Consider the following 21,161-nt stretch of genomic DNA (forward strand, 5'->3'; position numbering starts at 1 on the left):
CTTCAATCCAGATCCAGCGCCTGTATCATCCGCTTGGTGATAAGGCAGACGCCGTTTTCAGTGCGGCGGAAACGCTTGGCGTCCAGCTCGGGATCCTCGCCCACCACCAGACCTTCCGGGATGCGCACGCCCGAATCGATGATCACGCGCGAGAGTTTGGCATGACGCCCGATGTTGCAATAGGGCAGGATCACCGCCTCATTGACCTCGGACCAACTGCCCATCTTCACGCCCGTAAACAGCAGCGAGCGATAGGCCGTCGCGCCCGACACGATGCAGTCCTGCGAGATCAGCGAGCGGATCGCATGGCCCCGGCGCCCTTCCTCGTCATGGACGAATTTGGCGGGCGCGGCCACGACCTGATCGGTCCAGATGCGCCAGTCGCGGTCATACATGTTGAGCATCGGCACGGTATCGGTCAGATCGAGATTGGTCTCGAAATAAGCATCCAGCGTGCCGACATCGCGCCAATATTCGCCGATTTCATCGGCCGCGCGAACACAGCTTTCGGTAAAGCGATGCGCCACCGCCTTGCCGCCCTTGACGATCTTGGGGATCAGATCATTGCCGAAATCATGCGTGCTGATCGGATTGGCCGCATCCTCGCGCAGCAGTTCGAACAGGAATTTGGTGTCGAACACATAAATGCCCATCGACGCCAGCGACCAGCCCGGCTTGCCCGGAATTTCGGGCGGATTGATCGGCTTTTCGACGAAATCGGTGATGACATCATTGCCGTCCACCGCCATCACGCCAAAACCGCTGGCCTCCTTTTGCGGGACCACAAGGCAGCCGATCGTCACATCCGCGCCGCTGTTCACATGCTGGCGCAGCATCAATTCATAGTCCATTTTATAGATATGGTCGCCCGCCAGGATGACCATATATTTGGGACCATAGCTCTCGATGATGTCGATGTTCTGATAAACGGCGTCGGCGGTGCCCTCGTACCACTGGGTTTCGGATACGCGCTGGCTGGCGGGCAGGATGTCGAAGCTTTCGTTACGTTCCGGGCGCATGAAATTCCACGCGCGGTTCATGTGGCGGATCAGGCTGTGCGCCTTGTACTGTGTGGCCACGCCGATGCGCCTAATCCCTGAATTGATCGCATTCGACAGGGCAAAGTCGATGATCCGGCTCATTCCCCCGAAATAGACCGCAGGCTTGGCGCGATTGTCGGTCAGTTCCTTGAGCCTGCTGCCCCGCCCCCCGGCCAGCACATAGGCCATCGCCTCACGAGCCAGAGGCTGGCTATTCGTATCGCGCATCATACCCTCCCATTCACGCCGCAGCTTCGATCCATTCCAGCATAATCGTGGCAAGAGGCGGCAGCGTGACCAACGCCGCGCCATTTTGCGCCACAACCTGCCCCATATTGCCCAAGCCCGTGCCGCCATAGATGGTTGCATCGGTGTTGATGATTTCGCGCCACACCCCCTCGCGCGGCAAAGGCAGGCGGTACGAGCCATGCACCTGGGGCGTCATATTGCTGATGACCGCCACACAGCCGCCATCGCCGGCATGGCGCACCCATGCAAACACACTGGCCAGCGCATCATCGACCACCAGCCATTCGAACCCCTCGCCCTCGCAATCGCGGGCATGGAGCGCGGGCGTTTCGCGATAGGCGCGGTTGAGATCGCGCACGAGGCTGCGCATCCCCTCATGCTCGGGCTGGCTCAGCAGATCCCAGTCGAGGCTGCGCTCCTCGCTCCATTCGCGAAGTTGCGCAAATTCCTGCCCCATGAACAGCAGCTTCTTACCCGGATAGCCCCACATCAACCCATAATAGGCGCGCAGATTGGCGAATTTCTGCCACTCATCGCCCGCCATCTTGTTGACCAGACTACCCTTGCCATGGACCACCTCGTCATGGCTGATCGCCAGCACGAAATTCTCGGCAAAGGCATACATCAGGCCAAAGGTGATGTCGTTATGGTGATGGCGCCGGTAGATGGGATCGCGCGCCATATAGCGCAGCGTGTCATGCATGAAGCCCATGTTCCACTTGAAGCCAAAGCCCAGCGCGCTGCGATTGTCCTCCACCGCCGGTTGTGTCACGCCCGGCCATGCGGTCGATTCCTCGGCCACGGTGAAGAAGCCGGGGAACTGGCCATAGACCGCCCGGTTGACGGCGCGCAGGAAATCCACCGCTTCCCAATTCTCGCGCCCGCCCGCCTCGTTGGGGATCCATTCGCCCGCCTTGCGACTGTAATCGCGATAGAGCATCGAGGCCACCGCATCGACGCGAAGGCCGTCGACATGATAGCGCTCGGCCCAGAACAGCGCATTGTTGACGAGGAAGGAGGACACTTCCCGCCGCCCGAAATTATAGATTGCGGTGTTCCAGTCAGGGTGAAAGCCCAGCCGCGGGTCGTCATGTTCATAGAGCGCCGTGCCGTCAAAGCGGGCCAGCCCATGCGCATCGGTGGGGAAATGCGCGGGCACCCAATCGACCAGCACGCCGATCCCGGCCCGGTGCGCCCCATCGACGAAACGCGCAAAACCTTCGGGCGGGCCAAACCGCGCCGAGGGGGCAAACAGGCCCAGCGTCTGATAGCCCCATGACGGATCATAGGGATGTTCGGCAATCGGCAGGAATTCGATATGGGTAAAGCCCATCTCCACCACATAGGGGATCAGCTTTTCCGCCATGGCGTCCCAGTCGAGGAACCAGTCCTCCTCGTCGCGCATCCATGATCCGGCATGGACCTCATAGATGCTGATGGGCGCGCGCCGCGGATCGACCTTGGCCCAATATTCGCGGTGGGTTTCATCGCCCCAGTCCTGCTTGACCGGATGGGCGGTCAGGCTGGCGGTCGAGGGGCGCAATTCACCCGCCTGCCCCCATGGATCGGCCTTGAGCGGCAGGACCGTGCCATCGGCCCCGACGATGCGGTATTTATACGCCGACCCCACGCCCACGGTGGGCACGAAGATTTCCCACACGCCAATATCGGCGCGGCGGCGCATCGGGTGGCGGCGATGGTCCCATTCGTTGAAATCGCCCACCACGCTTACCAGCGCGGCATTGGGCGCCCAGACCGCGAAATGCACGCCCTCGCTGCCCTGATGGCTGATGCAATGCGCGCCCAGCTTGTCGAACAGGCGCAGGTGATGGCCCTCGTTGATGAGGTAATCGTCGAGCGGACCAAGGACCGGCCCATAGGAAAAGGCATCTTCGACAAACCAATGCGCGCCCAGCGCCCCCACGCGATAGCGCAGAGGCTGGGGCGGCCCGGCAATCACGCCTTCAAACAGACCCCGGTCATCCACCAGCGCCAGTTCGCCCAGCTCCGTCCCATCCAACGCGCAGGCCACCGCGACCTGCGCCCCGGGCAGGACAGCCCGGACAAAAGTGCCCCCCGGCCCCTCATGCGGCCCCAGCAGGGAAAAGGGATCGCCATGCGATCCATCGAGCAGGGCGGCAATGGCGGTCGGGTCGGGCTTCACTTGGATATTGTCCTTATTTCACGCCCCAGATGTCGCGCGCATATTCGCCAATGGTGCGATCAGAGGAGAACCAGCCGACATTGGCAATGTTGTGAATGGCCGCCTTGCGCCAGCCCGCTTCGTCCATCCAGCGCGCATCCACGGCGCGCTGGGCCTGAGCATAGGAGTCGAAATCGGCGGCCACAAGGAACCAGTCGCTATCATAGAGGCCGCCCATCAGCCCCTTGTAGCGGTCGCGGTCATCGGGGCTGAACACGCCGCTGGCAATGGCCTGCACCGCCTGACGCAATTCGCGGTTGCCCTCGATGATGGCGCGGGGATTATAGCCATTGGCGCGGGTGTCCTCCACCTCTTGCGCGGTCATGCCGAAGATGACGATGTTATCGTCGCCCACCCGGTCCTTGATCTCGATATTCGCCCCGTCCAGCGTGCCGATGGTCAGCGCACCATTCAGCGCGAATTTCATATTGCCCGTGCCGGACGCTTCCATGCCCGCCGTGCTGATCTGTTCCGACAGGTCGGCGGCGGGGATGATGCGTTCGGCAAAGCTGACGTTGTAATTGGGGACGAACACCACCTTGAGCAGCCCGCCCACGCTGGGATCGGAATTGACGCGGCGGGCAATGTCATTGGCCAGTTTGATGGTCAGCTTGGCATTGTGATAGCTGGACGCCGCCTTGCCGCCAAAGATCTTGACCCGCGGCACCCAGTCCTTTTCCGGGTGGCTGCGGATCTGGTCATAAAGCGCGACGGTCTCGACCAGATTGAGCAACTGGCGCTTATATTCATGGATGCGCTTGATCTGGACGTCGAACAGGGCATCGGGATCGAGCCGCACGCCCATCAATTGCTTGATATGGTTGGACAGCGCCACCTTGTTCGCGCGCTTGACCTCGGCAATGCGTTCGCCAAATTGCGCGTCGCCCGCCAGAGCGTTCAGATCGGCCAGCTTTTCGGCATCGTCAAGGAAAGCATCGCCGATCCCCTCGCGGATCACCCGCGTCAGGCCCGGATTGCATTGCTGCAGCCAGCGGCGCGGGGTGACGCCATTGGTCTTGTTGTTGATCCGCGCGGGATACAGCTTGTGCAGATCGGAAAAGACCGTGCTCTTCATCAGATCGGTGTGCAGCGCGGCCACGCCATTGACGCTGTGCGCGCCGACAAAGGCCAGATTGGCCATGCGCACCCGCCGCTCGCCATGCTCGTCGATCAGGCTGATGGCGGCAATCTGCTCGCCGCTCATCCCGGCCTTGCGCGCCTCACGCAGCACGCGGCTGTTGATGGCATAGACGATCTGCATATGGCGCGGCAAAAGCCGTTCGAACAAAGGCAGCGGCCAGCTTTCTAGCGCCTCGGGCAGGAGCGTGTGGTTGGTATAGCCGATGGTGCCCTTGGTCACCTCCCACGCCTCATCAAACTCCAGATGATGCACGTCGATCAACAGGCGCATCAGTTCGGCGACGGCCACGCTGGGGTGGGTGTCGTTCAACTGGATCGCGGCCATTTTCGGCAGATTGCGCACGTCCTTGTCGGCCTGAAGATGGCGGCGCAGAATGTCCTGAATGGAGGCGCTGGAGAAGAAATATTCCTGACGCAGCCGCAATTCCTGACCTGCGGGCGTATTGTCGGCCGGATAAAGCACGCGCACCAGAGAGTCCGCCTTGACCTGTTCGGCCAGAGCGCCCGCATGGTCGCCCGCGTTGAAGGCATCCAGACGCAGCGGATCGAGCGCCCATGCCGTCCACAGGCGCAGCGTGTTGACCCGCTTGCCCCGCCAGCCCACCACGGGCGTATCGACGGCGCTGGCCTCAACCTGCTCGGCCGGGTGCCAGACCACCCCGCCGTTGCCCTCGATCACCTCGCCGCCGAAACCGACGCGATAGGCGCTTTCGCGGCGATCAAATTCCCACGGATTGCCATGGGCCAGCCATGTTTCGGGCAATTCCACCTGCCAGCCATCGTCGATCCGCTGGCGGAACATGCCATTCACGTATCGGATGCCATAGCCATAGGCCGGAATATCAAGGCTTGCCAAACTCTCCATAAAGCAGGCCGCAAGCCGCCCAAGACCGCCATTGCCCAGCGCCGCATCGGGCTCCAGTTCCTCCAGTTGGGCCAGATCGAACCCATGTTCGCGCAGCGCCGCTTCCATCTCGCGCGTCACGTCCAGATTGGAAAGCGCATCGCGCATCAGCCGCCCGATCAGAAACTCAAGGCTCAGATAATAGACCCGCTTGCCCTCTTCCTCATAAGTGCGGCGGGTCGATTCAAACCAGCGGTCGATGATCCGGTCGCGCACCGAAAGCACGGCGGCGTGAAACCAGTCATGCGGCTTGGCGGCGCGCTCGTCCTTGCCCACGCGGTGGCGCAGAACATCGACAATCAAATCGCTGATCGAGGGCTGGGAATCTGTCTGGGACTGGCTCATGCAACGATACTCCCCATGATGCCCGAAGCGCCCTTTGGCCGCCCGAGACGCTGATGTCCTGTCCTCCCCCAACCGACGTCGCGCCTTGCCTCTGATGAGCGCATAGGTGTTTTCGCGTCGCTTCCTTTGCAGGAGACTAGGACAGCTTTGCCCGAGCCGACAAGGTGTGATGCAATCTATTGTCACAATTTCCTGCCCTGTCGATGATGCTCCTTTGGCAATACGTATGTCATCGCGGCGCAGCACTCTTGGCGCTGCGGCGCAGCAATGCCAGAATAAAGGACATCGGCGCCTTCCCGCGCCGCCATGCTGCGGAGCCGCGCGATGAGTGATGCCAGTTGTGAAGAGATGCCATGGTGGCGCGGGGCGGCGATCTATCAGATCTATCCGCGCAGCTTTGCCGACAGCAATGGCGACGGCATCGGCGACCTGCCGGGCATCACCGCCCGCCTGCCCCATATCGCCTCCCTTGGCGTCGAGGCGATATGGATCAGCCCGTTCTTTACCAGCCCGATGGCCGATTACGGCTATGACGTGGCGGACTATCGCGATGTCGATCCGATCTTCGGCACGCTGGCCGATTTCGACGCGCTGATCGCCCGCGCGCATGAATTGGGGATCAAGGTCACCATCGACCTGGTGTTCGCTCATACCAGCGATGCCCATCCGTGGTTCGCCGGCAGCCGCGCATCGAAAGAGGGCGATCATGCCGACTGGTATGTCTGGCGCGACGCCAACCCGGACGGCACCCCGCCCAACAACTGGCAATCGGTGTTTGGCGGCCCGGCATGGACATGGGACGCCCGGCGCCAGCAATATTACTATCACCAGTTCCTGAAGGAGCAGCCCCAGCTCAACGCGCATCACCCGGCGGTGCAGGACGCGTGCCTTGATGTCATGCGCTTCTGGCTGGATCACGGGGTGGACGGGTTCCGGCTCGATGCTTTGAACCACGCCTTTTTCGATCCCGACCTGCGCGACAATCCGGTGTCGCGGGGGCATCATATCCGCACCCGCCCCTTCGATTTTCAGGACAAGATCCACAGCCAGAACCACCCCGCCGCCATCCCCTTCATCGAGCGGATCGGCGCGCTCTGCGGCGAATATGGCGCGATCTTCACTGTGGCCGAGGTGGGCGGCGATGGCGCGGTGGGGCTGATGAAGGATTACACGGCGGGCGACGCGCGCCTGTCGAGCGCCTACAGCTTCGACTTCCTCTATGCCCCCGAATTGACGCCGCAGCGGATCAAGACCTCACTGGGGCAATGGCATGGCGAGGCGGGCGAAGGCTGGCCAAGCTGGGCCTTTGAAAACCACGATGCGCCGCGCCATATCTCGCGCTGGGCAGAAGGCGCGGATCTGACCGCCTATGCCCGGCTGACCATGGCGCTGCTGATCGCGCTGCGCGGCAATATCTTCCTCTATCAGGGGCAGGAACTGGCGCTGACGCAGGACGAGATCCCTTTCCACCTGCTCAAAGACCCCGAGGCCATAGCCAACTGGCCACTGACGCTGAGCCGCGACGGGGTGCGTACGCCAATGCCATGGCAATCGGACGCGCCCCATGGCGGCTTTACGACAGGCGAACCATGGCTGCCTTTGTCAGAGGCCAATATCGCCCGCGCCGCCGCCACGCAGGAGGCCGATCCGGCCAGCCCGCTGCAATGGACCCGCGCGATGCTGGCCCTGCGCCGGGGCAGCGCGGCCTTGCGCATCGGCGCGATGGAGGATGTGCATACCCATGGCATGTTGCTGCATTTCGCAAGGGCTTGGGGGGATGAACGACTGCATTGCGCCTTCAACCTCGGCGCCGCGCCCATGCGCCATGCCTGTCCGCCGGGCGCGCTGATGCTCTCGGTCAATGGCGGCGGGGCCGCGCAATTGCCGCCATTCGGCGCAGTTTTCATTCGAGAGGCATTGGGCTAACACGCCCCGCATGACATTGCCCATTGATGACGATCATGCCGCGCTGGCCGCGGCGGCCGCGCATGGCGGCGCGCTTTGCACGGTTGTGGGGATCGACGGCAGCTGGTCGCGGCGCTGGGGCGCGCAACTGGCGGTGCTGGGCGATAGGCGCATGGTCGGATCGCTGGCCGATGGCTGCCTCGAAGCCGCGCTGATGCGCGAGGCGATGGCGGGCGGGGCCGCGCGTGTGCTGCGCTATGGCGCGGGTTCGCCCTTTATCGACATCCGCCTGCCCTGCGGTTCGGGGGTCGAGGTGATGGTCGATCCGGCCCCCGATGCCGATGCATTGCAGGGCGCGGTGGCGGCGCTGGAGCGGCGCGAGGTCGCGCATCTGCCGCTGGGCGCGGGCTTTACCCGGCGCTACCTGCCCCGTCTGCGCCTGCTCGTGCTGGGCAGCGGGCCGGAAGCCGCGACCCTCGCCGCCATGGGCCGCGCGCAGGGGATCGAAGTGTTGCTGGCCACGCCCCATGGGCAGGCCGGAGACGCCATCATGTCGCTGGGCCAGCCCCCCGCCCTGCCCGATGATTGGACGCCCGATGCATGGACCGCCGTGGCCGTCCTGTTCCACGACCACGAATGGGAGCGCACGCTGATCCCATGGGCAATGGGCACCGATGCGTTCTATGTGGGCGCGCAGGGCGGCGCGAAAACGCGGGCGAACCGGGTGGAATTGCTGTCCTCTCTGGGTTTCGACGGGGCCGCGCTGGCGCGTCTGCATTCGCCCATCGGGTTGATCCCGGCCACGCGGACGCCCTCGGTCTTGGCGCTCTCGGTGCTGGCCGAGGTGGTGGGGGCTTATGAGGGGTTGTTGGGGTAGGGGTTTAAGGCAGGTGTGCCTCCGGCGGGCAAAGGGACTCGTCCCTTTGCAATCCCATTTTGGGGTGGTGGGAGGTGGGCGTGGCGCGATGAGTTTTAAAGCCTGCGGCGCTTTTCGGCGCTGCGTTGCCGCGCCGCAGACTTTAAAAATTCAAACATCGCATCCGACACAAAACGCCGCCGCTCTAACGCGACCCATAAAGTAACGGGATTGCAAAGGGCCCCCGCCCTTTGCCCGCCGGAGGCACCTCACACCCCTAAACCAACCCTACAACCGATCCGCCTGCGACACCGCATCACTGGCGCGCAAACTGGACACGATCCGTGTCAGGTGGGCCAGATCGCTGACCTCCAGATCGACCTCATAGGTGCCGAAGAGTTCGTCGCGCTGGACATTCTGGAGCTGGGTGATGTTGGCCTTGTTGGCGGCGAAGATGCCTGTGACCTCGGCCAGCGTGCCGGGGCGGTTATAGAGGACGCAGCGCAGGCGGCCGACGGCGCCAACGCTGCGATCACCCCATGACAGGTCGATCCAGTCGTGATCTCCGCCCTCGATCAGCACGTCGCAGGCGATGGAATGGACCTCGACCCCGACGCCCGGTTTGCGCAGGCCCACGATGCGGTCGCCCGGCACCGGGTGGCAGCATTCGGCAAGCTGGAAAGCCATGCCGGGGGTAAGCCCCTTGATCGAGATCGCCCGTTCCTGCTTGGGCCAGGCCTCGGGCTCGGGCATGTCGCGCGCAGAGCCGGGGACCAGCGCCTCCATCACCTGCCGGTCGTCCAGCTTGGCCGTGCCGATGGCGGCCATCAGCTCGTCCTCGTTCTTCAGCCCCAGCCGCTTGACCGCCTCGGCAGTGGCCTTCTTGCCGACCTTGGTGGGCAAGCGCTCGATAATCTCGTCGAACAGCTTGCGCCCGATGGCGGCCAGTTCGGAGCGCTCCTTGATGCGCACCGCGCGGCGGATCGCGGCGCGCGCCTTGCCCGTCACGCAAAAGCCCAGCCATGCCAGTTGCGGGCTGGCCGACCGGTTCTTGATGATTTCGACCACATCGCCATTGCTCAGCGCCGTGCGCAAGGGCACGTGGCGCCCGTTGAGCTTGGCGCCCACCGCCATGCTACCCAGATCGCTGTGGACGGCATAGGCAAAGTCGATGGGCGTCGCGCCCTTGGGCAACTGGAACAATTTGCCCTTGGGGGTAAAGGCGAAGATGCGGTCCTGATAGATCGCCATCCGCGTGTTTTCGAGCAATTCCTCAGGGTCGTTGCTGGCCTCGAGCACCTCGACCAGATCGCGCAGCCAGCCCACCTGCGAATCCGGCATCACCCCGCCCTGCTTATAGCTCCAATGCGCAGCAAGCCCGTATTCGTTGGTTTCGTGCATATTCCATGTGCGGATCTGCACCTCCATCCGCATGGCCTTTTCATAGATCATGGAGGTGTGCAGGCTTTGATAGCCATTGACCTTGGGGGTCGAGATGTAATCCTTGAACCGCCCCGGCAAAGCCTGCCATGTGGTGTGCAGCACGCCGATGGTGCGATAGCAATCCTCGACATTGTCCACCAGCACGCGGAAGGCCATGATGTCGGTGATCTGGTCGAAATTGACATGGCGCTCGGCCATCTTGCGCCAGATCGAATAGGGGTGCTTTTCCCGGCCCCAGACCTTGCACTTCACCCCCGCCTCGGTCAGCGCCTGGCTGATCGAGAGGGCGATGGCATCCACCTGCCCGTGGTCCTGACTGCGGATTTGCGCAAGGCGCCCGGTGATCGTGGCATAGGCCTCGGGCTCAAGCTGCTGAAACGCCAGCAACTGCATCTCCCGCATATATTCATACATGCCCACACGCTCGGCCAGCGGGGCATAAATATCCATGGTTTCCTTGGCGATGCGGCGGCGCTTGTCCTCGCTCTTGATGTAATGGAGCGTGCGCATATTGTGCAGCCGGTCGGCCAGCTTGACCAACAGCACCCGCAGATCCTCGCTCATGGCCAGCAGGAACTTGCGCAGGTTTTCGGCCGCGCGCTCCTTCTCGCTCATCGCCTCGATCTTGGACAGTTTGGTCACGCCATCGACCATCCGCGCCACATCCGGCCCGAACAGCTTTTCCACCTCATCAATGGTGGCCAGCGTGTCCTCGACCGTATCGTGCAGCAGCGCGGTGATGATCGTATCCTGATCGAGCTTCAGCTCGGTCATCAACCCGGCCACCTCGACCGGATGGCTGAAATAGGGGTCCCCGCTGGCGCGCTTCTGGCTGCCATGCTTCTGGACGGTATAGACATAGGCGCGGTTGAGCATCTGCTCATCCGCATCAGGCGCGTAAGCCTTAACCCTTTCGACAAGTTCGTATTGGCGCAACATCGTCCAAAGACTTTGGGGGGTGGAACGCGCAAGGGCAAGGGGGAAAGGCCGGGACATTGCCGCATGGCAACGAATTTTGCCGCAAAACATCTTTGCGCCAATGCTTAAAGGGCGAAGGGCGGCCTGTTCCATCATGGCCTCAGCCCCCGACCGCCGTCCGGTCCTGCCAATCGATCACGGTCAGATAATTGCGCAGCCGGTTCTCCTCGAGCCGGGCCAGCAGCAGATTGTCGTCATAAGGGGCCAGGATGCGCGCCACATCATCCGCCCATGGCGCATCGCCATCATAGACCACGCCCAGCCCGAAAACAGCCGGCACATGGGCATAGCGCAAATCTCGCCCCTGCCCCTTTTGTTCGGCGATGAAATCCTCCACCGCCGTCAACACGCCATTGCGCGCGCCGCCCGCCTCCAGCGCCCAGGCATGAAAGCCGCCGCCGCGAAAACCGCGATGGGCGATGCTGCCCCGCGAATCCAGCGTCACGCCCACGTCGTAGGAATGGGGATGGCGATATTCGGCCGGGATCCGTTCGGGGGCATAATACATGTCGCGCCGTGCACAGGGCCAGCCCACATCATGGAGGATCGCCAGCAGGGGGCGCCCCGCATCGCGCGCATTGGCCGATGCCAGCGCCAGTTCGTGAAAGACGGTGTAGTAATTGTGGTCGCCGTCGATCACCCATGCATCCATCGCGGCCAATCCGGGCATGGCCTCAAGGCTGGGCCGGGCGATATGGCGCACATGGGGCATGGCTGCGGCCCAGACCAGGAATTCGGGCTTGGGCGAGGGATCGATGCTGATCAGCTCTGCGCCCCGCTCGTGGCAATATTGGGCCAGACGGGTGGACATGCCACCAAATTCCGCCCCGATCTCGGCAAGGGTCCGCGCTTTGGCGGCGGCCAGCACATCAAGGATCAGTTCGCCGAATTCGGCCATTGAATGGATCAGCAGATCGGCCATGTCCCCACACTCACTCCCGTTTGAAGGAGCGGAGGATGGACCCTGCTTGGTTAATGCCCGGCTTGGCGCGGCCTAGGGCATAATGCAGAGAGTTTGAAAGGCTCTCGGGCGGACAAGGCGATCTCCCTTGCCCGCCCGAGATGATCCCTATTGCCCCCGGACAAACGCCCCGCAGGCAATCCGCCCGCCCGCATTGCCCGTGGGGTCGGTCTTGTAATCATCGGGCGCGGCATGGACGACCACAGCCCCGCCATCCTTGTCAAACAGCGCGGTCAGCAATTCATCCGCCCTATAGTCCAGCGGCAGCGTGACATTGGCCGTGCCGTCATCGCCCACTGTCACATTGGGCAGATCGCCCATATGCGCGCCCATCGGATTGTCGCGGCCATGCTGATGCCCGGCCGGGTTCAGGTGTCCACCCGCCGAGGTGAAGGCCGGAACCTCGCAAACCCCGCGCATATGCAGATGCACCGCATGCACGCCCGCCGGCAGGCCCGAGAGCGAGAGTTTCAGCCCCAGCTTGCCCTTGGCCTCAACGATCGAGACAAGGCCCGCAGGCATCGTATCGCCCTTCATCAAGGCCGCGCTGGCCAGCACCTTGTCCTTGGCGGCTGCCTTGGGCGCCGCCTTGGCCAGCCCCGCACCCGGCACCATCAGGGCGGCCAGCACCCCGGCCATCGTCAGCCCCGTCAAAACCTTAGCCATCATCCGATCCTTTCCACCTATCCGCGCCCACAACGCGCCAACCCGGTTTTTGCTCCCGTATCAGCTCCACACCGCCTCAGGCGGCAGGCTCATCAGGATCGCATCAATATTGCCGCCGGTCTTCAGCCCGAACAAAGTGCCCCGGTCGTAAACCAGATTGAATTCGGCATAGCGGCCGCGCCATTCGAGCTGCTGCTGCTTTTGCGCGGCGTCAAAGGCAATGCCCATCCGGCGGCGCACCAGTTGCGGGAAAATGGACAGGAAGGTCTCGCCCACCGCTTTGGTGAAGGCAAAGTTTGCTTCCCACGCGGCCTCATCAGCGCATTCAAGGTGGTCATAGAAAATGCCGCCCACGCCGCGATGCACCTTGCGATGGGGGATGTAGAAATAATCGTCCGCCCATGCCTTATAGCGCTCGTAATAGCCCTCGCCATGCGCATCGCAGGTGGCCTTGAAGGCGCCGTGGAAATCGGCGGTGTCCTCATCATAGGGCAGCGGCGGATTGAGATCCGCCCCGCCGCCGAACCACGCCTTGGTGGTGGTCAAAAACCGCGTGTTCATATGCACGGCGGGCACATGCGGATTGGCCATATGCGCGACAAGGCTGATGCCCGTGGCGGTAAAGCCGGGGTTTTCCACGCTGGCGCCGTTGATGCTGGCGGCAAATTGCGGGCTGAACGCGCCATGGACGGTCGAGACATTCACCCCCACCTTTTCAAACACCTTGCCCTTCATCAGGCCCTGCACGCCGCCTCCGGTGTCCGCCTCGCCCGCCACCGCATCGCGGGTCCAAGGCGTATAGTGGAAACCGGCGTACGAACCCGCCTCGCGCTCGATCTTTTCAAATTCGGCGCAAATGCCATCGCGCAGAGCCTCGAACCATGTCTTGGCGCGCTGCGTATAGGGGGTCCAGTCGGTCACGTCGGCCTCTCTTGCGGGGATTGTTGCGCCCCCGCTTGCCACCGCCGGGCGGGCGCGGCAAGGGGGCCGCATGACCGCGATGCAGTTTGCCCCTTTTTCCTTTGCCGATCACGAATGGCTGATCTCGGACAGCCGCGCGGTCTATTGGCCCGCACAGCAGGCGCTGCTGGTGGCCGACCTCCATCTGGAAAAGGCCAGTTGGTTTGCGCAGACCGGCCAGATGCTGCCCCCCTATGACAGCCGCGAAACGCTGGAGCGATTGAGCGCGGCGGCGGCGATGACAGGGGCGCGGCGGGTGCTGTGCCTTGGCGACAATTTCCACGATGACGATGGCCCCTCGCGGATGGAGCCGGAGGCGGCGCGATTGCTGGGCGATCTGGCGCGGCGACTCGATGTGGTGTGGATCGTGGGCAATCACGATGCAGGGATGACGCGCGAGATGGCGGGCGATGTGGTGGAGGAACTGATGCTGGACGGCATCGCCCTGCGCCACGAGGCCGAGCCGGGCGAAACCGGGCCGGAAATCTCGGGCCATTACCATCCCAAACTGCGGCTGCGGGTGCGCGGGCGGATGATCAGCCGCCCTTGCGCGCTGCGCAGCGAGAATCGGCTGATTCTTCCCGCTTTTGGCGCTTTGACCGGGGGTATGGATGCGGCCGATCCGGCGCTGATCGCCGCCATGCAGCCCGCAAAACGCGCCGAAGCGATCTTGTGCGCCGCGGCAAAAGCCGCCATCCTGCCCGTCTGGCCCGCGTGAATCGGATGGCTGAAACAAAAGTTTCGCGATTTTGCCCCGACTGTGGCGAAATTGCGCTTTCATGCGTGTGGGTTTCGCTCTAAAGGCGCTCATCCAGAAATGTCTTATGGAGAGTAGACTATAGCCCCCCCTCCCCGGCGCAGTATGGCGCCCCCCGTCAAAAGCGGGCCTCGCTATAACGAGATGATTAACGTGCCCAAGGTGCGCGTGATCGATGACGAAGGCGAAAACCTCGGCATCCTGTATACGCGTGAGGCAATCGAGCGCGCGTTCGAACTCGGGCTTGACCTTGTCGAAGTGTCGCCCAACGCCGACCCGCCGGTCTGCAAATTCCTCGACGTGGGCAAGTTCCGCTATGAGGCGCAGAAGAAGGCCAACCTGGCCCGCAAGTCGCAAAAGACGCAGGAGATCAAAGAGATCAAGATGCGTCCTAATATCGACGATCACGACTATGACGTGAAGATGCGCGCCATTCACAAGTTCATCGGCGAAGGTGACAAGGTGAAGGTGACGCTGCGCTTCCGCGGTCGCGAACTTTCGCACCAGCAGTTGGGCATGAACCTGCTCAAGCGCGTGCAGGAAGATGCGGCCGAACTGGCCAAGGTCGAAGCCTATCCGCGCATGGAAGGCCGTCAGATGCTGATGGTGCTTTCGCCGAAATAAGGCTATAAGGCTCCTGCCTCGCTGGTTTGGCGGCCATTTCCGGCCAAACAGGCTGACCGGCAGGATCTACGAAGAGGCGCTGGCCCCGAATGCGGGACCGGCGCCTTTTTCTATTCAGAGCCTTGTACGCCGACTGCCAAATCGTTCGCGATTGGATATTTCCAGCGCCCTGAGCAGCGAGGACTTTGCCGTCCCGTCATCCCAGATATCGGCAATCCGCCATTGCCGATTTTCCGGACGCAAGATGAAGATGGCGTCATGCCGCCAATCACCACCAGCCGAATAATGGACTCTGACCGCGACACCTCCGCCAACAACCGCGACCCGCTGGACTTGCGCCTTCAGGCCCTCATTGTCCTGACATTGGCAAAGGACTTCTGCCTCAATCACGCCAATTTCTGACCGTGAACCGTCAAGCAGCATCGCGTCTGCCAATTGCCCGGTGAAAAAGCGCAGATAGGCCGGACTGCGCGGATCGGGATCGCCATGCAACGCAAAGGCCAACGCACCTTGCATAAAAAGCCGCGCGCCAGATGGTTCGCCCGCATGTGCGGCCATCGACAAAGCCATAAACCACAAGCCGACAACCCAACGCATACCGCCCACTTTCGACCATAAACCATCACGGATGCAGCAAAAAATGTCAGGGGGCCTGTAAGCCGGGTTCTGTGAAGGCCGCTCGTATCTATCGACGCGGCGGCCAGCGGCAGCCATTCCTCTCGGCGCCCTGTTACCAGTGCGCTCCAGCAACCAACCCGGGCAACTGGCGCGAAACCCGCCTGTCCTGATGGACGCGTTGCCCCTATTCGGTCTTGCTCCGGGTGGGGTTTGCCATGCCGATGCTGTCGCCAGAATCGCGGTGCGCTCTTACCGCACCCTTTCACCCTTGCCTTGGGGTTTGCACCCGTTCGGCGGTTTGCTCTCTGTGGCACTTTCCCTTGAAGGTCGGCCAAAAGCCTTCCCCCCGGCGGGCGTTACCCGCCACCCTCGTTTCGTGGAGCCCGGACTTTCCTCGGCAGGGATGAACCCTGACGCGGCTGCCCCGCCCCCTGACACCCGCTCCGCTAGCAGGCTTTGGCAGGGAACAAAAGCGATTAAGGCGGCGATTTTTGCGTAGCGTCAAAGCAGGCTGCGCAAGTGGTGTCATGAGAGGGTCGACGCGCTAGGTTTTCCGCCTGATATATTCGATAACTCGCACATTACACTTATGTTGCAACTGCGTCACACTGTTGCTGGATTTTGGATGAATGTGTCAAAACGCGATTGCATGTCGCGGCCCGGCCCCCAATAGACTTTCACCACTGTAAGTAAAGTGCCTGTGCGGGCTCTTCCCACAGGCGCTTTCAGGGGGACAATCCAGTTATGAATAACCACAAGCACCTTCGCGGCGCGTGGCTGCGCCATGGTGTTGCCGCTCTCTCGCTGGCCACCACGCTCGCCTCGGCACCTGCCTTTGCGCAGAGCACCACCGCCGCCGCCGAGCCCGAAACCATCGTCGTCACCGGCACGATGTTCCGCCGCACCAACACCGAAACGCCTTCGCCGGTCACCGTGCTGACCTCCGAATCGCTGATCAAGGCCGGTATCACCAACGCCTCGGACGCGATTCGCTCGATTTCGGCTGACGGCGCCGGTTCGATCGGTTCGGGCTTCCAGTCGGGCTTCTCGGCGGGCGGTTCGGCCGTGTCGCTGCGCGGCCTGGGCGTGTCCTCTACCCTCGTTCTGATTGACGGCCTGCGTTCGGCCAACTTCCCGCTGAATGACGACGGCCACAACGCCTATGTCGACCTCAACTCGATCCCCTTCAGCCTGATCGACAAGATCGAAGTCCTCAAGGACGGCGCTTCGTCGAGCTATGGCGCGGACGCGATCGGCGGCGTGGTCAACCTCAAGCTGAAGAAGACCTTCGTGGGCGTGGCTGGCAATGCCGAAAGCGGCATCTCCGAGCGCGGCGATGGCCGCAACAACCGCCTGAGCCTGACCGCCGGTTTCGGTGATTATGAGAACCAAGGCTGGAACTTCTACCTGAACGGTGAATACCAGTACAATGGCCGCATCTCGAACAAGAGCCGCGGTTTCCCCTACAACACGCAGGATCTGACCTCGATCGGTGGCCTCGACAAGAACGCCGACGACTCCTCAATGACCCGCAACGTGCCGACCGCCTATGTCGTCCGCACCTCGCAGAGCGATCTGAACAACCCGCTGTCTGGCGGCATTAATGCATCCGACGGCAAGACGGCGCAATATACCGCGCTTGGCCTTGCCAATTGCGCGGGCGGCACCTTCACTGCCTCAAACGGCACGGGCTGCAAATACGATCTGGTCAACCAGTATCGCCAGATCGCCCCGCTGCAGGAACGCTACTCGATCAACGGCCGCCTCAGCTTCCGCGTCTCGGACAGCATCGAAGGCTATGTCACCGGCAGCTGGAGCCACAGCTATGTGTCGATCAACGGCACGCCTTCGGCCATTCGCGCCACCCAGCCCTTCGGCGGCTCGCCCACGCTGGCTTCGTCCAGCCCCGGCATCGTGCTGCCCGTCTACGTCTGCTCGTCGGGCGTGAACTGCGCCACGGCGGCGGATCGTCAGCTCAACACGACGAACAACCCCTATGCTTCGGCCTATGCCAATGATCCGACCAATGGCGCGGCCCGCATCTATTACATGTTCGGCGACATTCCGGCGGGCAGCGAGCGCAGCAATGACGTGTATCGCTTCACCTCGGGCCTGAACGGCAAGATCGGCGAAAGCACCGACTGGCGCGTTGAGGGCGTCTATGCCCGCGACAACCTGAAGCTGACCCAGCACGGTCTGCTCAACATCGCCAACCTGATGAAGGCCATCAACACCGGGGCGTATAATTTCGCCAATCCGTCGGCCAATTCGGCGGCTGTGCGCAACTTCGTCGCCCCGGACCGGACCACGCCGTCCTATTCGGAAATGTATGGCGTTGACGCTTCGATGACGCGCGCGCTGTTCGAACTGCCCGGCGGCAAGGCGCAGCTGGCCATCGGCGGCCAGATCCGCGCTGAAAAGCTGGAAAACCGCAACCAGAACGCGGCGCTCGACACCTATGGCCTGACCACGGCTTCGGCCTATGGCCAGCACACCGTGTCGGCGGCCTATTTCGAAGTGGACGCGCCCATCGCGCGCGTGCTCGACACCAACTTCTCGGGCCGTTTCGACCACTATTCGGAAGGCTACTCGAAGTTCTCGCCCAAGATTGGCGTGAAGTTCACCCCTATGAAGGAACTGGCCTTCCGCGGCACCTACTCGGAAGGCTTCCGCGCGCCGACCTTTGCCGAATCGGGCCCGCGCAGCCAGTATGCCGGTTTCGTTTCGACGACCCCGCCCGCCGGTTTTGTTGACCAGCATGGCGGCGCTGCGGCCAACAATGCTTATAACAACGTCTATAACCTCGGTCGCGGCTCGGTTGGCAACCCCAACCTCAAGCCGGAAAACTCGCGCAGCTTTACGTTGGGCATGATCGCCCAGCCGACGCGCTGGCTCAGCTTCACGGCTGACTATTACAACATCAAGAAGTCGAACCTGATCGTTTCGGGCCCGCTGGCCGGTAAGGCTGTGGACGCCTATTTCAGCGCCACCAACCTTGCCGCTGCTCAGGCCGCCGTGGCCGCCGTTGGGCCGGGCTATTCGGTGAACTCGGTTGACTCTGTCGACCCGCTCTATCCCGACGCTCTGCCGCGCGTGCTGATCATCAACGTGCCCTATGTGAACGCGAACTATTCGGTCACCTCGGGTCTTGATTTCTCGGCCACGGCCAAGGTGAACCTGCCCCATGACATCAAGTGGACCAGCCGTCTGGAAGCCACTTATGTCATCCGTTATGACCTGAACAACAACGGCACGCTGCAGCGCTATGCCGGCACCTTCGGCCCCTACGACCTGTCGTCGGGCAACGGTACGCCCCGCATCCGCGGCAACTGGCAGAACACACTGGAAATCGGCCAGCTCTCGCTCAGCCTGACCACCTACTATGTGGGTCGCATCAAGGAAACTGCCGCCGACCAGGCCAGCACGGACACGAGCTGCTCGAAGAACCTGTACGGCACCGGCAACAACTTCTGCTATGTCAGCCCGTTCATCAACAATGACTTCAACGCGACGCTCAAGATCAACGATCGCATGACCGTCTACGGCATTGTGAAGAACGTGTTCGACGCCAAGGCTCCGGTGGCTCCGGCTGCCTACTCCAGCGCGCCGAACTTCCTCACCACCTGGCACTATGCCGGTCTGGTGGGCCGCGAATTCCGCGCGGGCGTGAACATCAAGATGTAATCATCGCGTGGGCCGGAAAGGGCGATGGCTCGTTCCGGTCTGCGAGTTGGGAAAATGGGCGCTGCCTTCCAATCTGGAGGGCGGCGTCTTTTTTGTTTGAGAAAGAAGATGCCTCCGGCGGGCAAAGGGACTCGTCCCTTTGCAATCCCATTATGGGGTGCTGGGAGGTTTGCAAGAGCAGCGTCATACGCATTGGTTACTAAAGCCTGCGGCGCAGAGGCCTCACGCTGATAAGCGGCGCAGGCTTTTAAAATTCAAACATCGCACCCGACACAAAATGCCGCCGCCCTGGCGCAACGCCGACAATATCGGGATTGCAAAGGGCCCCCGCCCTTTGCCCGCTGGAGGCAAGCTTTCCCCTCTTTAATAGGGAAAATCATCCTCCCCACATTCCTTCCAATCCTCGCCCTCCGAAGCATCACGCGCAATCAGCAGTTCGAACAGCAAAGCCCCAACCTCACCGTCCAGTTCGCCATCGATGATTCGCGGGCGAAACCGGCGCTGAAAGGCGGCCACGGCGGCGCGGCCATCGGTCACCTCATAGCCGAACCGTTCGAGCGACAGATAAAACGCCCCCGGATTTTCATGCAGCAGCCGGATGCGCGGACGCGGCGTGGGCAGCGCGAGGCCATAACGCGCGAGCAATTCCCAATCGAATAATTCCCCCGGATCCTGCTTGCGCGCGGGGGCGACATCGGAATGGCCCACCACATTGGCCGGTTCGATATTATGCCGCGCCATGATGCTGGAAAGCAGCGGGATCAGCGCTTCCATCTGTGCTTCGGTAAAGGGGCGATAGCCGAATTCATGGCCGGGGTTGACGATCTCGATGCCGATGCTGGCCGAGTTCACGTCGGTGATTCCGCGCCAATAGGACCGCCCGGCATGCCATGCCCGCTTTTCCTCGGGCACAAGGCGGATGACGGTGCCGTCCTCGTCGATCAGGTAATGGGCCGAAACCTCGGCGGCCGGATCACACAGGCGGTCGAGCGCCTCCTGCATCGTGCGCATACCGGTGTAATGCAGCACGACCATGCTGATCGGCAATTTGCGCTCGTTGTAATTGGGCGAGAGGCATTCGCGGTGGACCAGTTCGCTCATGCCCGCTCTCTCCCCTCACCCATGGCCATCAGGCCTCCATTACCCTTGCGCGGGAATCACCGCGCCCATCACCAGCGCTTCCTCGCTCAACGCATATTGGACGCTGCCGCCCAGCCCGGCGGCCATCACCTGCAACATGGCGGCGGGCGCAGTCTTGCTGGACAAATCGCCGGGCGCCAGATTGCCGTCCAGCGCATGGCCGATGGTCGGATCAAAGGCGATGCGGGGCCCTGCGGCTCGCACGACGATTTCGGCCGCGCCATCGCGGATTTCCGCGGCAATGTCGATCGTGCCGCCGCGCACCAGCGCGTCGATCGCGATCAGGGCAAAGTTGAGCAGCGTCTTGACCGCCGATTTGGGCAGCATATCGTTGCCCAGTGCGAAATTGACCGCCACCCGGTCCTTGCCCGCCAGCAAAGCCTCGATCAGCGCGCGCGGTTCGCCCACGGGAATCAGATCGCCAAAGCCCCCCGCCGCGCCAAAGGCCAGTCGATAGAATTTCAGCTTGTTGGCGCTGACCCGCGCGGATTGTTCGAGCAGCTCGAAACAGCGCTCGCGCATCGCCGGATCTTTCTCCTCGGCCAGCAATTCCAGCCCGTTCGAAAGCGCGCCCACCGGGCTGAGCATATCATGACACAGGCGCGAACAGAGCAGGCTGGCAAGATCGAGGGCAATGGTACGGTCAATTGTATCGGACATATTCTACGTTTTCCCGGATGGTGCATGA

General features: G+C 62.5%; 15 protein-coding genes and 1 other RNA gene. 5 read left to right on the forward strand and 11 right to left on the reverse strand.

Features of this window, described 5'->3' with window-relative positions; all coding sequences use genetic code 11:
* Nucleotides 1-2: 2 nt before the first annotated feature.
* The 3 genes from glgC to BGP00_RS22950 are packed head-to-tail and all read right to left on the reverse strand — an operon-like array spanning nt 3 to nt 5,881.
* Complete coding sequence (gene glgC, locus BGP00_RS22940) at nt 3-1,268, reverse strand: glucose-1-phosphate adenylyltransferase (RefSeq protein WP_168602231.1); 1,266 nt, start codon at nt 1,266-1,268, stop codon at nt 3-5.
* A 13-nt stretch (nt 1,269-1,281) separates the two neighbouring features.
* Nucleotides 1,282-3,453: a 1,4-alpha-glucan branching protein GlgB gene (glgB, locus tag BGP00_RS22945; RefSeq protein WP_292691813.1), complete on the reverse strand. Its 2,172-nt coding sequence runs from the start codon at nt 3,451-3,453 to the stop codon at nt 1,282-1,284.
* A gap of 13 nt (nt 3,454-3,466) precedes the next feature.
* On the reverse strand, nt 3,467-5,881 hold the full coding sequence (locus tag BGP00_RS22950) for a glycogen/starch/alpha-glucan phosphorylase (protein ID WP_168602229.1): 2,415 nt from the start codon (nt 5,879-5,881) through the stop codon (nt 3,467-3,469).
* A gap of 324 nt (nt 5,882-6,205) precedes the next feature.
* Here BGP00_RS22950 and BGP00_RS22955 point away from each other — a divergent pair, with 324 nt between their 5' ends.
* Nucleotides 6,206-7,807, forward strand: coding sequence for an alpha-glucosidase (locus tag BGP00_RS22955; RefSeq protein ID WP_292923508.1), 1,602 nt, complete (start codon nt 6,206-6,208; stop codon nt 7,805-7,807).
* A gap of 10 nt (nt 7,808-7,817) precedes the next feature.
* A complete protein-coding gene (locus tag BGP00_RS22960) occupies nt 7,818-8,663 on the forward strand; it encodes an XdhC family protein (RefSeq protein ID WP_292691816.1) in 846 nt (281 codons plus the stop codon).
* A gap of 267 nt (nt 8,664-8,930) precedes the next feature.
* On the opposite strand, the gene BGP00_RS22965 is transcribed toward BGP00_RS22960, so the two are convergent.
* From BGP00_RS22965 to hemF, 4 genes are all read right to left on the reverse strand, one after another.
* Entirely contained in the window at nt 8,931-11,024 is a 2,094-nt protein-coding gene (locus BGP00_RS22965) for a bifunctional (p)ppGpp synthetase/guanosine-3',5'-bis(diphosphate) 3'-pyrophosphohydrolase (RefSeq protein WP_168602227.1), read from the reverse strand.
* A 139-nt stretch (nt 11,025-11,163) separates the two neighbouring features.
* Nucleotides 11,164-11,985 (reverse strand): class I SAM-dependent methyltransferase, encoded by an 822-nt coding sequence (locus BGP00_RS22970; protein ID WP_292691818.1) that lies wholly within the window; start codon nt 11,983-11,985, stop codon nt 11,164-11,166.
* Nucleotides 11,986-12,132: 147 nt separating this feature from the next.
* Nucleotides 12,133-12,690, reverse strand: a complete 558-nt coding sequence (locus BGP00_RS22975; protein WP_292923505.1) for a superoxide dismutase family protein — start codon at nt 12,688-12,690, stop codon at nt 12,133-12,135.
* 60 nt (nt 12,691-12,750) lie between these two features.
* Nucleotides 12,751-13,611, reverse strand: coding sequence for an oxygen-dependent coproporphyrinogen oxidase (gene hemF, locus BGP00_RS22980; RefSeq protein ID WP_292691822.1), 861 nt, complete (start codon nt 13,609-13,611; stop codon nt 12,751-12,753).
* A 79-nt stretch (nt 13,612-13,690) separates the two neighbouring features.
* On the opposite strand from hemF, the gene pdeM reads away from it, so the two are divergent.
* Entirely contained in the window at nt 13,691-14,368 is a 678-nt protein-coding gene (gene pdeM, locus BGP00_RS22985) for a ligase-associated DNA damage response endonuclease PdeM (RefSeq protein ID WP_246870013.1), read from the forward strand.
* Nucleotides 14,369-14,512: 144 nt separating this feature from the next.
* Nucleotides 14,513-15,031: a translation initiation factor IF-3 gene (infC, locus tag BGP00_RS22990; RefSeq protein ID WP_168602223.1), complete on the forward strand. Its 519-nt coding sequence runs from the start codon at nt 14,513-14,515 to the stop codon at nt 15,029-15,031.
* Between the two features lie 114 nt (nt 15,032-15,145).
* Here infC and BGP00_RS22995 read toward each other — a convergent pair whose 3' ends face one another.
* Together BGP00_RS22995 and rnpB are read right to left on the reverse strand one after the other, a co-directional pair.
* Nucleotides 15,146-15,628, reverse strand: a complete 483-nt coding sequence (locus BGP00_RS22995; protein WP_292691823.1) for a hypothetical protein — start codon at nt 15,626-15,628, stop codon at nt 15,146-15,148.
* A 42-nt stretch (nt 15,629-15,670) separates the two neighbouring features.
* Nucleotides 15,671-16,084: RNase P RNA component class A (rnpB, locus tag BGP00_RS23000), an RNA gene on the reverse strand.
* A gap of 309 nt (nt 16,085-16,393) precedes the next feature.
* Here rnpB and BGP00_RS23005 point away from each other — a divergent pair.
* Complete coding sequence (locus tag BGP00_RS23005; protein WP_292691825.1) at nt 16,394-19,333, forward strand: TonB-dependent receptor; 2,940 nt, start codon at nt 16,394-16,396, stop codon at nt 19,331-19,333.
* 363 nt (nt 19,334-19,696) lie between these two features.
* On the opposite strand, the gene BGP00_RS23010 is transcribed toward BGP00_RS23005, so the two are convergent.
* Nucleotides 19,697-20,434: an N-acetylmuramoyl-L-alanine amidase gene (locus BGP00_RS23010; protein WP_292691827.1), complete on the reverse strand. Its 738-nt coding sequence runs from the start codon at nt 20,432-20,434 to the stop codon at nt 19,697-19,699.
* Between the two features lie 39 nt (nt 20,435-20,473).
* Nucleotides 20,474-21,133 carry a histidine phosphotransferase family protein gene (locus BGP00_RS23015; protein ID WP_273618362.1) on the reverse strand — a complete coding sequence of 220 codons (660 nt, stop codon included), beginning with the start codon at nt 21,131-21,133 and terminating at the stop codon, nt 20,474-20,476.
* Nucleotides 21,134-21,161 lie beyond the last annotated feature (28 nt).

This window comes from Novosphingobium sp. 63-713 (assembly GCF_001898925.1).
Classification (GTDB): Bacteria; Pseudomonadota; Alphaproteobacteria; order Sphingomonadales; family Sphingomonadaceae; genus Novosphingobium.

Bases quoted from the DNA above. Each gene is read 5' to 3' on its own strand.
- BGP00_RS22995 (WP_292691823.1), bottom strand. From the start codon at position 15,628: ATGCGTTGGGTTGTCGGCTTGTGGTTTATGGCTTTGTCGATGGCCGCA.
- glgC (WP_168602231.1), bottom strand. From the start codon at position 1,268: ATGCGCGATACGAATAGCCAGCCTCTGGCTCGTGAGGCGATGGCCTAT.
- BGP00_RS22960 (WP_292691816.1), top strand. From the start codon at position 7,818: ATGACATTGCCCATTGATGACGATCATGCCGCGCTGGCCGCGGCGGCC.
- pdeM (WP_246870013.1), top strand. From the start codon at position 13,691: ATGCAGTTTGCCCCTTTTTCCTTTGCCGATCACGAATGGCTGATCTCG.
- BGP00_RS23015 (WP_273618362.1), bottom strand. From the start codon at position 21,133: ATGTCCGATACAATTGACCGTACCATTGCCCTCGATCTTGCCAGCCTG.
- infC (WP_168602223.1), top strand. From the start codon at position 14,513: ATGGCGCCCCCCGTCAAAAGCGGGCCTCGCTATAACGAGATGATTAAC.
- BGP00_RS22970 (WP_292691818.1), bottom strand. From the start codon at position 11,985: ATGGCCGATCTGCTGATCCATTCAATGGCCGAATTCGGCGAACTGATC.
- BGP00_RS22955 (WP_292923508.1), top strand. From the start codon at position 6,206: ATGAGTGATGCCAGTTGTGAAGAGATGCCATGGTGGCGCGGGGCGGCG.
- BGP00_RS22965 (WP_168602227.1), bottom strand. From the start codon at position 11,024: ATGTTGCGCCAATACGAACTTGTCGAAAGGGTTAAGGCTTACGCGCCT.
- BGP00_RS23005 (WP_292691825.1), top strand. From the start codon at position 16,394: ATGAATAACCACAAGCACCTTCGCGGCGCGTGGCTGCGCCATGGTGTT.
- BGP00_RS23010 (WP_292691827.1), bottom strand. From the start codon at position 20,434: ATGAGCGAACTGGTCCACCGCGAATGCCTCTCGCCCAATTACAACGAG.
- BGP00_RS22950 (WP_168602229.1), bottom strand. From the start codon at position 5,881: ATGAGCCAGTCCCAGACAGATTCCCAGCCCTCGATCAGCGATTTGATT.
- BGP00_RS22975 (WP_292923505.1), bottom strand. From the start codon at position 12,690: ATGGCTAAGGTTTTGACGGGGCTGACGATGGCCGGGGTGCTGGCCGCC.